Genomic DNA, 14,721 nt, shown 5'->3' on the forward strand with positions numbered 1-14,721 from the left:
GATCTAAGCCATTCCATTTGGGGTGGCTTAGATTATTTATATTATGATCAACAGAAAGCTACTTTCAGCCTTTGCAATCAGTTTAATGGCTATTTCCTGCTCTGAGTCGGATAAAATAGCAAATACTGAATCCCTCAGCGAATCAAATACTCCTATCTTATTCCATTTGTTGGCTCCGGAACAGACGGGGATAACTTTTTCCAATAAAATCGAAGAAACTCTCAATCTCAACGTCCTCATGTACGAGTACCTCTACAATGGCGGCGGCGTTGCTGTAGGGGATCTTAACAGTGATGGACTGGAGGATATATATTTTTCTGCCAATGTAAGTGGCAATCAGCTTTACCTAAATCAAGGTGACCTCAAATTCAAAGAAACAGCTCAAGCTTCCGGAGCAACGGGAAGGTCTGGTCCCTGGAAGACCGGAGTTGTTTTCGTCGATATAAACGGCGACAAAAAATTAGACATTTATCAGTGCTACTCAGGCAATCTACCAACTGAGAAAAGAACCAATCAACTTTTTGTTAATCAAGGAAATGATGAAAATGGCATTCCTATTTTCAAGGAAATGGCCGAAGATTATGGCATAGCTTCAAATGCGCCAAGTACTTCAGCAAGCTTTTTTGACTACGATCTAGACGGTGATCTAGATCTTTTTATCCTAAATCATAACACTAAGTCCATCCAAAATCAGGATGTGAATTTGACCAAAGTATTACTTAAGGAAAAGCACGAAGCAGGATCACAATTTTTCGAGAACAGAGATGGAAAGTTTGTAGAGATTACACAGAAAGCAGGTATTTCTAGCTCTAGCCTTTCGTATGGTCTAGGAGTAGCGGTATCAGATATCAATCAAGATGGATGGCCGGATATTTACATTGGCAATGATTACTCCATGCCTGATTATCTCTACATCAATCAGAAAGACGGAACATTTAAGGATGAGATTTTAGCCCGACTGGGACATACTTCTCATTTCTCTATGGGAAATGATATTGCCGATTTCAACAATGATGGCTTGCCGGATATTTTTACGTTGGACATGCTTCCTGAAGGAAATGAAAGACAAAAACTTCTGCTCGCCCCTGATAATTTTGAACTCTTCCAACTGAATGTAAGCAAGGGATTTCATCACCAATACATGCGAAATATGCTCCATGTGAATTCTGGAGATGGCACTTTCCAGGAGATAGGACAACTGGCTGGCGTGTCAAATACCGATTGGAGTTGGTCTTCTTTGTTCGCTGATTTTGATAATGACGGTTGGAAAGACCTCTTCATCACCAACGGCTATTTGAGAGATTATAACAATCAGGACTTTCTGAAGTACATGGACAATTATGTTCGTACTTCGGGCGGTAAGCTAAAGCGAGAGGACTTGCTGAATATGGTGAAGAACATGCCTTCCTCTAATCTGACTAATTATATTTTTCAAAATAACGAAAACCTAACCTTCAAAAATCAAACCGACGCATGGGGAATAAGTCATGTGGCAAACAGCAGTGGAGCTGCTTATAGTGATCTGGACAACGACGGAGATCTTGACCTCATCGTCAATAATATCAATTCGCCTGCTTTTATCTACGAGAATCAAACCTCTCAGCAAAAAGCTGGGAATTACTTGAATTTGAAGCTTTCTGGATCAGGAACCAACTCTTCAGCATTTGGAGCTAAAGTAACAGTCTACTCTGGAGGTTCCATTCAGATTTTGGAACAAAATCCGTATCGTGGTTACCAGTCTTCTGTGTCTACTACCTTACATTTTGGACTGGGAGACGTTAAGGAAATTGATTCCCTTCAAGTCACTTGGCCTGGCGGAAAAACAACCACAGAGTATGGAGTTGCTACAAATCAAACATTAGAATTAATTGAAGAGGAAGCAGTCAATTCATCTGTCCCCAAGTCAAAACCCAGTAATTTTTTCCTAAGTGAAAAAGCAAAACTGACAACTGAAAAAGGTCGGGAGTTTAACGATTATAAGAGACAACCATTATTGATAAATCCTGTTTCTGGAAATGGTAAGGCGATGGTATTCGCAGATTTTACTGGCGATGGACGTGAAGATTTGTTTGTAGGTGCAGGCTCAAATGCCAGTGCTTCCTTATATACTCAAAGCTCTAGCGGATCATTTGCCAAGCAGAATACTAGTGTTTTTGCATCTTTCGCAAAATCAGAAGATTCAGACGCAGTGGCTTTTGATGCAAATGGCGATGGAAGTTTAGACTTATATGTGGCAAGCGGAGGGATGTATGACTTCAATGTCGGCGACAATGCACTTCGAGATCGACTCTATCTGAATGACGGAAAAGGCAACTTCAGTATAGCCTCAGAAGCACTACCGAGTGAAGCTTTTCCTACTGGCACAGTTCAAGTCTCGGATTTAAATTTCGATGGGAAGCCTGACTTATTTGTGGGGTGTAGAATCGACCCAGGGCAATTCCCAACTTCTCTAGGAGCTAGGATCTGGATCAATGACGGCAAAGGAAACTTCACAGATCAGACTAAGCAACTAGCTCCTACATTTGTCAATTTGGGTATGTTGACTGATTCTGGTTTTGCAGATTTGGATCAGGATGGAAAGCCAGAATTGATCGTAGTAGGAGAAGCAATGCCAATTCAGATTTTTTCATTTCAAAATGGCTCCTGGCAAGAAACTACGCTAAATTTCTTCGAAAAACACGAATTTGGCTTTTGGAATAACTTGACTTTAGCTGATTGGGATGGCGACGGAAATGTCGAGATTTTGGCAGGGAACCTCGGGACAAACTCACAAATCAAAGCTAGCAGTACTGAACCAGCGGAGATTTTATATAAAGATTTTGACAGAAATGGATCTACAGATGCCTTTCTTGGATACTATGTACAGGGAGAAAGGTATCCTGCTGCCAGCAGAGATGAGATACTTGGTCAAGTGCTTTTCCTCAAAAAGAGATACCTTGATTTTAAATCTTTTTCTAATGTAAAAATGAGTGAACTATTTACAGCTGAAGAACGGCAGGGTTCTAGCTCTATCTACATCAATCGTTTAGAGACTAGCTATTTTGTAAGATCTGTAAATGGAAAATTTGAGGCTAAAGAACTTCCAATTCAAACTCAATTCTCTCCGGTATTTGCTTCTGAAGCAGTAGATGTAAATGGAGACGGAAATTTGGACATGGTGCTTGGCGGAAATACCAGATACGGAAAGCTCTACTTTGGTAAATATGACGCTAGTCAAGGCGTGGTTTTACTTGGGAATGGCAAAGGACAATTCACTAATGCCAATAAATCCAAAAGTGGGCTCAACCTCACTGGAAATACTCGCAAAATCATAAAAGGCAATGGCCTTTTACTTATCTATTTGGATGAATCTACGGTGAACATTTATTCACTCCTTCCATCAAAAACGGACTAACTTTCAAACCCTATACTATTATATTTAATGCTAAAGATTTTTTCCTTAAACATGTTTAAGACAAAAACAAAATACACAGTGATTGGCGCTTTGATGCTGATGAGCTTTGATGTCAATGACGCAAATTTTGAATCCTATACCCAGAAAATTCCTGGGACTGAAGTAGCGTTTCAAATGACGCCAATTCCTGAAGGGACCTTCCTAATGGGCTCTGAAAATTCTGCGGACGAAAAGCCAGTGCACGAAGTGAAGATCGCCCCTTTTTGGATGGGAACACATGAAGTAACTTGGGATGCTTTTGAGCTTTTCCTGGATAAAAATTACGAGTTAGCCATTTCTGAAGGCCCGATCGGGGAGATCGTAGATGGTTTGACCAGACCAAGTATGCCCTATTTGGATATGACTTTCGGGATGGGCAAAGAAGGTAAGCCGGCTATCGGTATGACTCAGTACGGAGCCATCCAGTTTTGCCATTGGCTTTATTTGAAAACTGGCATTTTCTACAGACTTCCTACAGAAGCAGAATGGGAATATGCAGCGAAAGCAGGAACTGACACTAAGTACTTCTTTGGAAATGATGCATCTGCCATTGGAGACTATGCTTGGACCAGAGAAAATTCTGCAGAGACTACCCATCTTATTGGCAAAAAGAAGCCAAACCCTTGGGGACTTTACGATATTTATGGAAATGTGCTAGAATGGACTTCAGATCAATATGATGATGAATTCTACGCTAAATCTCCTTCAGTGAATCCTACTAATCCTTCAACAGAACTCTATCCAAGAGTGGTAAGAGGAGGCAGCTACGATACAGAAGCTTCTGAATTAAGCTCGACCAAGCGTTTTGTAAGCTCGGCAGACTGGAAGAGAATCGATCCACAGATACCTAAAAGTCAGTGGTGGTTTCCAGAAGCACCTTTCTTAGGATTGAGACTTGTTAGGCCTCAAATCCCGCCTAGTCCAGAAGAAATTATGGCTTATTATCAAGCCAAACCAATTACCGATTACTAACCCTTAATACCTATACTTATGAAAAACGAAAACTCTCGCAGAGATTTCATCAAAACTTCCGCTCTGGTTACAGGCGGATTGGTGGCCTCTAATTTTGTGTTGCCAGGTGCATATGCTGCTCCTGTCAATGAGTTGAAACTAGCATTAATCGGCTGTGGTGGTCGAGGAACCGGAGCTGCTTTTCAAGCCTTAGCAACGGGGCACAACATCAAAATTGTCGCTATGGCGGATGCCTTCAGAGACCGCTTAGACACAGCATACAATGCATTGAATGAGAAGTACGGAGATAAACTTGCTGTTTCTGAGGACATGAAATTTGTGGGATTTGATGGTTATAAGAATGCTATCGCTCAAGCAGATGTAGTTATTCTTGCTACACCTCCAGGCTTCCGTCCTATGCATTTCGAAGAAGCTGTGAAGCAGGGCAAGCAGATTTTTATGGAAAAGCCAGTAGCGGTAGATGCTGCAGGAATCAGAAAAGTATTGAAAGCAGCTGAAGAAGCAAAAGCTAAGAAATTGAACGTAGTAGTAGGTCTTCAAAGACACTACCAGGCGAACTATATAGAGACAATCAAGCGTATTCACGATGGCGAAATTGGAGACATCATCAATGGTCAAGTCTATTGGAATGACGGTGGCGTTTGGGTAAGAGAGCGTCAGCCAGGCCAAACTGAGATGGAATACCAAATGAGAAACTGGTACTATTTCAACTGGCTTTGTGGTGATCATATCAATGAGCAACACGTGCACAATATTGACGTGGCGAACTGGGTGAAGAAAGGACCACCAGTGAAAGCTGAAGGTACCGGCGGTAGACTTATTCGTACAGGTAAGGAAAACGGGGAAATCTTTGATCACCATGTACTGACTTACACCTATGCTGATGGATCTGTGATTCACAGTGAGTGTCGTCACTTCCCAGGAGCTCAAAACCGTGTGGATGAAAGCTTCCAAGGAACCAAGGGAACTGCTTATCTAAGTGCAGGAAATTACGGTACTCTGAAAGATTGGAAAGGCAATGTTCTTTATGATCACGACCGTAAGAATCAGCCAAATCCATATCAAGTAGAACATGATCAGCTTTGGGCAACGTTGTTCAAAGGAGATTATAAATTTGCAGATGCAGAAAACGCAGCAAATAGTACCATGACTGCGATAATGGGTAGATATGCTACTTATTCTGGCAAGCCATTGACGTTCGAAGAAGCCTTGAACGGACAAGTTGAGTTGATGCCAGAGAAATTAGCTTGGGATGCTATGCCTAAGGTATTGCCTGGTGCAGACATGTATTATCCTCATGCTATTCCTGGTAAAACTAAAGTAGTTTAATCATGGAAAGAAGAGGCTTTATAAAAAAAGTTGGCTTAGGAAGCACCCTATTGGGTGTTTCTGGAGCTATGAGTATGCCTTCATTTGCCGCTGGCAAAGCTGAGCCTACGTTCCATATGGATTTTGCACCTCACTTCGGAATGTTCAGAAATTCTGCCCCAGGTGGAATTGTTGATGAATTGAAGTTTATGGCGGATCAGGGTTTCAGGTCTCTAGAAGACAATGGAATGCTGGGACGATCAGTAGAAGAACAGACGCTTATCGGCAAAACACTTGAATCCCTAGGGATGAGAATGGGCGTATTTGTCATAGAAGGAGGCGAAAACTGGAAAACTGCGCTGACCACAGGTAAAAAAGAGCATTCGGATCTATTTGTAGATACCTGTAAGAAATCTGTGGAAGTGGCAAAGCGTGTGGGAGCAAAATGGATGACTGTAGTACCAGGGTATTTCGAAAGAAATCTTCCTATGGGAGTACAGACAGGCAATGTCATTGAAGCCTACAAACGTGGAGCTGAAGTATTGGAAAAAGAGGGATTGGTGATGGTAATGGAACCATTGAGTGATAATCCTGATCTTTTCCTCCGTCATGCTGATCAGTCCTATATGATTTGCAAGGCTGTAGATAGCCCTGCTTGTAAAATTCTCTACGATATCTACCACATGCAACGCAATGAAGGCAACTTGATTGCCACCATGCAGAAAACCTGGGATGAGATCGCTTACATTCAAATCGGAGATAATCCTGGCAGAAAGGAACCAGGAACAGGAGAAATCAATTATAGCAATGTATTCAAATTCATCCACGAAAAAGGTTTCAAGGGTGTAATGGGTATGGAACATGGAAATGCCTCTCCAGGAGTAGAAGGAGAGAAAGCCTTAATCCAAGCCTACAGAAAAGTTGACATAGTCTGATTTTAAAATTTATATGATTAAGAGAAAGTTACTAGCGCTATCATTATTGGTAGCGCTTTTTTCCTGCAAAAAATCTGAGGAAAACCTAGCAGGTAGCCCAACCGGTTGGGACATTCTTGAGACTCCTGTTGAATCATCGTTACGAGGTCTTTCTCCGTTAACAGTTGAAATAGCATGGGCAAGTGGAAGCGAAGGCACTTGGCTTAGAACAATTGATGGAGGTAAGACATGGGATCATGGAGTGATAGCTGGGCTCGATACGGTGGACTTTAGATCTATTCATGCCTTTGACGCAATGACTGCGATAGTTGTCTCAGCTGGTCAGCCAGCTGTCATTTATAAAACGATAGACGGAGGAAAAACCTGGGATCTGAAGCATCAGGAGAATGAATTCGCTTTTCTGGATGGTATTAGTTTCGCCTCATCTTCCCAAGGTTTTGTCATTGGAGATCCTGAAGGTGGAAAGTGGACTATTCTTCAAACTGCCAACCAAGGCAATACTTGGTACCCTTTAGACTCCTTGCCAGGTGCGGTGGACGGAGAAGCTGCTTTCGCGGCGAGCGCTACTTCTCTTCTCGCTGAGGGGAACGAACTTTGGCTGGGAACTGGTGGTACTGAGTCCAATCTTCATTTCTCAAAAGATATGGGTGCAAGTTGGGAAAAGTATAGTTCGCCTTTTATTCAAGGTGAATCCTCACAAGGCATTTTCTCTATCGCAAGTATGGGCAAAGGAGAAATTATCGCAGTAGGTGGAGATTATTTGAATGAAGGAATACAGGAAGGGAACGCAGGTATTTTTATTTCTAGCAAAAAAGAGTGGATAAAACCTCAGCAAGGACCAGGAGGATATCGATCTGGAGTTGTTTATTTTTCTCAGCAAAAATGGTTGATCGCCGTAGGGCCTGCAGGGTCAGATTATTCCATTGATGGCGGCATTACCTGGCAGCCGATTTCAGCAGATGGTTTTCATGCTGTAAAAAAGGGGCATGCAGATGGCTCGGTATGGGCGTCTGGAGCTAAGGGAAAAATAGCTAAATTGAAATATTAAAACAGCAGATTGGCTTTCTCGTAGATTAGTACCTATAGTCTTTGTACTAAAAGATTTGCATCTTGGTTAAGATTTATAGTGCCGGCGTGTACTATCTTTAACCTGAATCATAAAACCGATAAACCTGAATTTTATTAAACATGTTTGAAATTGTTCCTTCTATATGGCTAATCAATGGTAAATGTGTCCGTCTCAAGAGAGGGGATTTTTCCACTGAAGAAGTGATATCCAATAATCCATTGGAGATTGCTCAAGCTTTTGAAGCTATAGGATTGAAAAGAGTCCACTTGGTAGATTTGGACGGAGCACGTAGAGGGGAGCCTAAAAATTACCACATTCTAGAAGCCATTGCAGGATATACTGACCTGAAAGTTGATTTCACAGGAGGTATTTCTACAGATGGAGATGTGATCAAATGTTTTGAATTTGGCGCCAGTACGATCACAGTGAGTTCAGCGGCAGCGAATCATCCCGAGCGTTTCGCTCAATTCATACTTTCTTATGGCCGTGAGAAAATCAATCTGGCTGCTGATACAAACCCCGCTGATAATAAAATCAAAATCAGAGGCTGGTTAAAGAAAACTGAAATTGACCTGTTCGATCATATCGAATTTTTCTACGAAAGAGGTTTGAAATATCTAAAATGTTCTGATGTCTCAAGAGATGGAGTAATGGAAGGACCTAATTTCGCGCTATTTCAAAGTGTCAGAGATAAATTCCCTGAGATAAACCTAGCTGCAAGCGGTGGTGTGAGAGGGGTAGATGACTTCAGACGATTAAGAGACATGGGTGTGTCTGCTACAGTTTTTGGTAGAGCTTATTATGAAGGTATGATCAGCCTTCAAGACTTAGAAAAATTTATAGCAGAAGGTTGATTCAAACTGTTTGGCTAGACCTTGTCAGTGAGATACAAACCCAGAGAATTTAAGAATCAGAGATTTTCTTCCAATCCCAATATTTCTTCCAGATATTCTCTGGAATTAGACAACCTGGGCACTTTATGCTGTCCTCCTAGTTTACCTCTTTTACGCATCCACTTTTCGAATAGCCCGGATGGTGCATGATGAATTATTGGTTCTATCAAAGCCAATCCCTTGTGACGTTTGGCATCGTAATCAGAGTTGATTTCTCGCAAGTGCACGTCTAAAAGTCTGTCAAATTCTTTTGGATCTGAAGGTTCCTTCTGAAACTCTATAATCCACTCATGAGCTCCTTTTGATCCTGACCCGTCAAAATACACAGGAGCCGCCGTGAAGTTGGCAATTCTGGCATCAGTCTGTTCAGCGGCAAATTGAACTGCTTTTTCAGCATTTTCTACTATCACTTCCTCTCCGAATGCATTCAGAAAATGCCTTGTACGACCTGATATCCTGAATCGATAAGGCGAGGTGGAAGTAAACTTCACCGTATCACCGATTTTATATCTCCACAATCCACCATTAGTAGTGATCACTAAGGCGTAATTTTTATCCAGCTCCACCTGAGACAAAGGAATTACTTCTGGATCTTCATTGTCCCACTCTTCCATGGAAATGAATTCATAGAAAATTCCATAATCCAAAAGCAAAAGCAACTCATCAGAATCCTTCTGATCCTGTATCCCAAAGAATCCTTCGGATGCATTATATGTCTCCATATAGCGCATTTTTTCTGAAGGAATAAGTTCTTTGAAAAGACTTCTATAAGGCCCAAAAGCAACTGCCCCGTGGAAAAAGATCTCCAGATTAGGCCAAACTTCAGTAATGTTCTTAGCTTTCTTTAATTCAAGGACTTTTTGCAACAGCACAATAGTCCATGTCGGAACTCCAGCCATGCAGGTCACATCTTCGTCCATGGTCTCACGAGCCATTTTCTCAATCTTCGCCTCCCATTCGCCCATCAGTGCAGTTTCCTTAGAAGGAGTCCTAACAAAATATGCCCAAAAAGGCAAATTCTCCATGATCACCGCTGAGATATCACCTGCTCTAGCCGATCCTAGGGGATTGAGCGGATTGTTCTCTAAAGTACCGCCAATGGTGAGAATTTTCCCTGCAAAAAGTCTTGAATCTGGATAATTGGCCATATAAAGCGCGACCATATCCTTACCTCCCTTGTAATGACATTCCTCCAGGCTTTCGTGTGTTACGGGGATGTATTTACTACGGCTTGAAGTGGTGCCTGATGACTTGGCAAACCATTCTATTTCGGTATTCCAGATTACATCTTCGCTTCCTGCCATCGCTTTGTCGATGTAGGGTTTAAACTTATCATAATTCCGTATGGGTATTCTACTTGCAAAATCTGCATAGCTTTGAATTTCTGAGAATCCATGCTCAATACCAAAATCCGTTTTCTTACCTGCTTCTATTAACTCATGGAAAATAGTGTCTTGCACAGAAATAGGATTACGCTTGAAATTATCGATTTGACCTAGGCGGCTTTTAAAAATCCAGGTCATAAAAGAATTCAGAACCTCCATTAATTAAAAACTTTTCGTTTCAACTCAAAATTAGATCCCAAATATACTTTTCTAACCTGTTCATCGGCAGCTAGCTCTTCAGCTGTTCCAGCTTTCAGCAGTTTTCCTTCGAACATCAAATATGCTCTGTCAGTGATAGAAAGTGTTTCATTCACATTGTGATCAGTGATCAGAATGCCAATATTTTTTGTTTTTAGCTTAGCTACAATGGCCTGGATTTCCTCCACAGCTATCGGGTCCACACCTGCAAATGGCTCATCTAGCAAGACGAATTTTGGGTCTACCGCTAAAGCTCTAGCTATCTCTGTTCTTCTTCTTTCTCCACCCGAAAGTACCACTCCGAGGTTTTTGCGCACGTGTGTCAAGCTGAACTCTTCTAGAAGACTTTCCACTTTTTCTTTACGCTCCTGCTTCGGCATCTTGGTCATCTCCAGTACAGCCATGATATTTTCCTCTACTGAAAGTTTTCTGAAAACTGAGGCTTCCTGAGCTAAGTATCCTATGCCCAATTGAGCTCGCTTATACATGGGGAGGCTGGTGATTTTCTCTTGCTCCAAAAAAATATTGCCTTCATTAGGCTGAATCAAACCTACGATCATGTAGAATGAAGTAGTTTTTCCTGCTCCATTTGGCCCTAAGAGCCCGACGATCTCACCTTGGCTTACCTCCACGGAGATGTCATTCACCACCCGGCGACCTTTGTAGATTTTTACTAAATTTTCGGCTCGAAGAATCATATCAGTCAAATTTTATGTCTTTCACGTAGAGTTGCAAACTGCTCTTATCGCGAAATACATTTTCTCTCATTTCTGCAACTATATCAAATCGCATTTTCCCACGAAGCATATTTACTGTGGTCAAATCCGGATCTTTTGCCCGATCCGCCATCCCAAATCCAAGGCAAACTGGCGTGGTCACCTGACCATCTTGGACGATTTTGAATCGCAGATGTTTATCCTTCAGCACAGTCACATCCTCCGCATATACATTTGCTATTTGGAAGACCGGCTCCGTATTTCCTGGACCAAAAGGAGCCATTTGCTTCAAGATATTATAAAACTTGTAATTAATCTGATCTAAAAGCAATTCATCGTCAACTTCTATCACTGGCTTGCGATGAACTTCCTGAATTCTGCTCTTTACTACCGCCTCAAATTTCTCCTGAAAAGCAGGGACATTCTCCACAGGAAGCGTCAATCCAGCAGCATACATATGCCCTCCAAATTGATCTAGTAGATCAGTACATTCTTCTATAGCTTCATAAATATTGAAGTCCACTACTGATCTAGCGCTACCAGTTGCTTTTCCATTTGACTCCGTCAAAATGATGGTAGGTCTATAATATTTCTCAATACAGCGACTTGCCACGATTCCGATTACTCCTTTGTGCCAATCATCTTTGAAAAGTACTGTAGAATTCCACTCCGCTAACTCCTCACGAGAAGCGATCATTTCAAAAGCTTCCTTGGTGATGTTCTCGTCAAAATTCCTTCGGGTAGCATTCACCTCATCTACCACTTTGGCTCGCTCCATCGCGCCTTCCAAGTCTGAAGAAATCAGTAATTCCACAGATGCTTTCGCGTGCTCTAGTCTTCCAGACGCATTGATTCTCGGCCCAATTTTGAAAACTACATCCGAAATACCGATGTCCTTTTCCAAATTACTGCTTAGCATCAAGGCTTTCAAACCAGGCCTTGGCGTATTATTAAGTCGATCAAGTCCGTAATAGGCAAGAATCCTGTTTTCACCTGTAATAGGAACAATATCTGCGGCGATACTCACTGCCACCAAATCCAAATAAGCATCCAACAGAGAACTGTCCATTCCGCGTTTGATTGCAATCGCCTGAATCAGCTTGAAGCCAACTCCTGCCCCACTCAATTCTTTGTATGGATAATTGCAGTCACTACGCTTGGAGTCCAATACGGCTATGGCAGCAGGAAGCTCATCTCCGGGAGTATGGTGATCACAAATAATAAAATCAACACCTAACTCCGTGGCCAAAGCCACTTTTTCTATCGCCTTAATCCCACAATCCAACGCGATAATCAATTTGATATCATTTTCAGCTGCGAATCTTACTCCTTTTTCAGAAATACCGTAGCCCTCTTTGTAGCGATCGGGAATATAGAAAACTACATCTGGATAGAAGGTTTTTAGAAAACCGTACATCAGCGCTACAGCAGTCGTGCCATCTACATCATAGTCTCCATAGACCATAATCTTTTCGTCGCTGGCTATCGCAGCTTGAATTCTATCTACAGCCTCAGTCATATCCTTCATCAGAAAAGGATCGTGAAGGGAGGTAAGGGAAGGACGGAAGTAACTCTTCGCCTGCTCAAAACTCTCCACCCCTCGATTAATCAGCATGTTGGCCAATGTCAAATTGACATTGATCTCTTTGCTCAGCTGATCTATTGCTGGTTGTGAGGTTTTAGGCTTTTGTTTCCAGAGGTACTCCATGAAGCTAATTTAGTAAACTAAGTTTCTTGTGATTTTATTAATTAAAAGTATTGGTTCTATAATCGACTATAGAAGCCAAAAAGTTTACTTGAAGGCAAAAAAAGCTAGCCTTTTGTCTTTCTATATTTTCCCCAAAAATAAACCGGGAAAATAAGCGCTTTGAGCTTCCAATCATTTTTCTCAAACAAAGTCAAACTGGAATCCTCATGCACAGCACGATACATTTTTCCTGCAAACAGACAATGTCCAATCAGCAATACGAAAACGATGGCATAAATAATCAGTTCAGTCATGAAGGTTATATGTTGCAGTCATAAAGTTTGTCAGGCACTGGTGTTTCTTGACACTTCCTACTCCTATTTACGATTTTCGAATTTCGATATACGGCGACAAAGCAGAGTTGAACCCTGTGAGCAATCAGAACCATTCCACTTACAAATCCTACCACTTACTTTTTTTACTTCCGTCATCGGTCTTCAGACTTCAAGCCTTTTTCTGTAAAATTAAAGCTGCCCAATTATCCTTGCTTTGTTGAGAAATCAATTCTAATCCCAACGGCTTAGCACAGTTAGTCAAATCTTCAATGTCTTCTGTGTAGAATCCACTGATCAAAAGAAAACCATTATCCTTGAGCAAATCAGTGTAAATGTTCATCTCATCCAAGAGTACATTTTTATTGATATTGGCCAAGACGATATCAAATTCACCTTGTGGATTCACTTCTCGTATCGTGCCTAAGTCCATTCGGGTAGTCAATCCGTTCAGATCAAAGTTCTCGTTGCCATTGTCCACACACCAATCATCGATATCGAATGCTTCGACCTGGCTAGCTCCGAGTAAGTGCGCCATGATGGCAAGAATTCCAGTTCCAGAACCCACATCTAATACTCTTTTACCTTGGTGATCGATTTCGCCCTGATGGCGAAGCATCTGGAAAGTAGTCGCATGATGCCCCGTGCCAAATGACATTTTGGGATTGATCACAATCTCATGCTTAAACTCGGGTTGTGAGGAGTGAAAAGATGCTCGAACATAGACTAGATCATCCACAGCAATGGGGTCGTAATTTTTCTCCCACTCTTCGTTCCAGTTGACCTTAGGCATGATGCCTTCTTCCAACGTGATGTAGGCATCCACTTTATATTGAGCTATCACTTCATCGAAAGCCACTCGATCGAAATCTGATTCCAGCGTATAAGCATCGATTCCCTCCTCAGTTTCGAGGAAGGAATCAAAGCCTATCATGGATAGTTCAGCTATAAGGATTTCCCGGAATTGTTCCAGGCACTTGATTTTAAACTCCAGGTAATCCATTTTATATTAGAATGATTTGATAATGTCTACGAAATCACGAGACTTCAAAGATGCTCCACCGATTAATCCTCCGTCTACGTCAGGCTTTGCGAAAAGCTCCTGTGCATTTTTTGGGTTACAGCTACCACCATAAAGGATAGAAGTGTTTTCTGCGATGTCTTTTCCATATTTAGAAGCCACATGTCTTCTCAAGGCAGCATGCATGTCCTGCGCTTCCTCGGAGCTTGCAGTCTTACCTGTTCCAATTGCCCAGATCGGTTCATAAGCAATCACGATCTTAGAGAAATCCTCAGGACTCAAGTCAAAAAGACCTTCAGTCAACTGAAATTTCACGTTTGGCTCATGCGTGCCTGCAGTTCTGATCTCAAGAGATTCTCCACAGCAGAAGATTGGAGTCAAGCCATTTGCTAGCGCAAGCTTCACTTTTGTAGCAAGCACTTCATTGTTTTCTTTGAAATATTCACGACGTTCGCTGTGGCCGATGATCACATATTGAACTCCGAAGGAAGCAAGAATCTTAGCAGAAACTTCTCCTGTAAATGCTCCAGCTTCTTTATCAGAACAGTTTTGAGCTCCGATAAACACACCTTTTGCTTCTCCGATCAGTTTTTTAACTGGGAAAATATGAGGAAAAGGAGGATTAAGCACAGCGATAGCATCGCCAGAATGCTCGTCCTTCATCATATTCAATATTTCGGAAGTAAGAGTCTGACCTTCTTCGAAAGTCATGTTCATTTTCCAGTTGCCGGCTACGATTTTCTTACGCATAATGTGTTTTGAAAATTTAATA

General features: G+C 41.7%; 12 protein-coding genes. 6 read left to right on the forward strand and 6 right to left on the reverse strand.

Annotated features, from left to right (window positions below; genetic code table 11):
• The first annotated feature begins 43 nt into the window (after positions 1 to 43).
• From ESV85_RS01360 to ESV85_RS01385, 6 genes are all read left to right on the forward strand, one after another.
• Positions 44 to 3,394, forward strand: a complete 3,351-nt coding sequence (locus ESV85_RS01360; RefSeq protein ID WP_146914441.1) for a VCBS repeat-containing protein — start codon at positions 44 to 46, stop codon at positions 3,392 to 3,394.
• 51 nt (positions 3,395 to 3,445) lie between these two features.
• Positions 3,446 to 4,405 (forward strand): formylglycine-generating enzyme family protein, encoded by a 960-nt coding sequence (locus ESV85_RS01365; protein WP_146914442.1) that lies wholly within the window; start codon positions 3,446 to 3,448, stop codon positions 4,403 to 4,405.
• Between the two features lie 18 nt (positions 4,406 to 4,423).
• Positions 4,424 to 5,734: a Gfo/Idh/MocA family protein gene (locus ESV85_RS01370; RefSeq protein ID WP_146914443.1), complete on the forward strand. Its 1,311-nt coding sequence runs from the start codon at positions 4,424 to 4,426 to the stop codon at positions 5,732 to 5,734.
• A 2-nt stretch (positions 5,735 to 5,736) separates the two neighbouring features.
• The gene (locus ESV85_RS01375) at positions 5,737 to 6,648 is read left to right on the forward strand and encodes a hydroxypyruvate isomerase family protein (RefSeq protein ID WP_146914444.1); all 912 of its coding nucleotides are present in this window, start codon (positions 5,737 to 5,739) and stop codon (positions 6,646 to 6,648) included.
• 13 nt (positions 6,649 to 6,661) lie between these two features.
• A complete protein-coding gene (locus tag ESV85_RS01380) occupies positions 6,662 to 7,696 on the forward strand; it encodes a YCF48-related protein (RefSeq protein WP_146914445.1) in 1,035 nt (344 codons plus the stop codon).
• Between the two features lie 140 nt (positions 7,697 to 7,836).
• Positions 7,837 to 8,571, forward strand: a complete 735-nt coding sequence (locus tag ESV85_RS01385; RefSeq protein WP_146914446.1) for a HisA/HisF-related TIM barrel protein — start codon at positions 7,837 to 7,839, stop codon at positions 8,569 to 8,571.
• A 56-nt stretch (positions 8,572 to 8,627) separates the two neighbouring features.
• Here ESV85_RS01385 and ESV85_RS01390 read toward each other — a convergent pair whose 3' ends face one another.
• The 6 genes from ESV85_RS01390 to tpiA form a co-directional block, all read right to left on the reverse strand.
• On the reverse strand, positions 8,628 to 10,154 hold the full coding sequence (locus tag ESV85_RS01390) for a GH3 auxin-responsive promoter family protein (RefSeq protein ID WP_146914447.1): 1,527 nt from the start codon (positions 10,152 to 10,154) through the stop codon (positions 8,628 to 8,630).
• Entirely contained in the window at positions 10,154 to 10,891 is a 738-nt protein-coding gene (gene lptB / locus ESV85_RS01395; protein ID WP_146914448.1) for an LPS export ABC transporter ATP-binding protein, read from the reverse strand. Before lptB ends, ESV85_RS01390 begins: the two co-directional genes overlap by 1 nt.
• 1 nt (position 10,892) lies before the next feature.
• Positions 10,893 to 12,617: a single-stranded-DNA-specific exonuclease RecJ gene (recJ, locus tag ESV85_RS01400; protein WP_146914449.1), complete on the reverse strand. Its 1,725-nt coding sequence runs from the start codon at positions 12,615 to 12,617 to the stop codon at positions 10,893 to 10,895.
• Between the two features lie 104 nt (positions 12,618 to 12,721).
• Positions 12,722 to 12,910, reverse strand: a complete 189-nt coding sequence (locus ESV85_RS01405) for a hypothetical protein (RefSeq protein WP_146914450.1) — start codon at positions 12,908 to 12,910, stop codon at positions 12,722 to 12,724.
• A gap of 190 nt (positions 12,911 to 13,100) precedes the next feature.
• A complete protein-coding gene (gene prmA / locus ESV85_RS01410; RefSeq protein WP_146914451.1) occupies positions 13,101 to 13,931 on the reverse strand; it encodes a 50S ribosomal protein L11 methyltransferase in 831 nt (276 codons plus the stop codon).
• Between the two features lie 6 nt (positions 13,932 to 13,937).
• The gene (gene tpiA, locus ESV85_RS01415; RefSeq protein WP_146914452.1) at positions 13,938 to 14,699 is read right to left on the reverse strand and encodes a triose-phosphate isomerase; all 762 of its coding nucleotides are present in this window, start codon (positions 14,697 to 14,699) and stop codon (positions 13,938 to 13,940) included.
• Between the last annotated feature and the right edge of the window lie 22 nt (positions 14,700 to 14,721).

Origin of the sequence: Algoriphagus aquimarinus, assembly GCF_007997215.1 — a bacterium.
In the GTDB taxonomy this organism is placed as follows: Bacteria; Bacteroidota; Bacteroidia; order Cytophagales; family Cyclobacteriaceae; genus Algoriphagus; species Algoriphagus aquimarinus_A.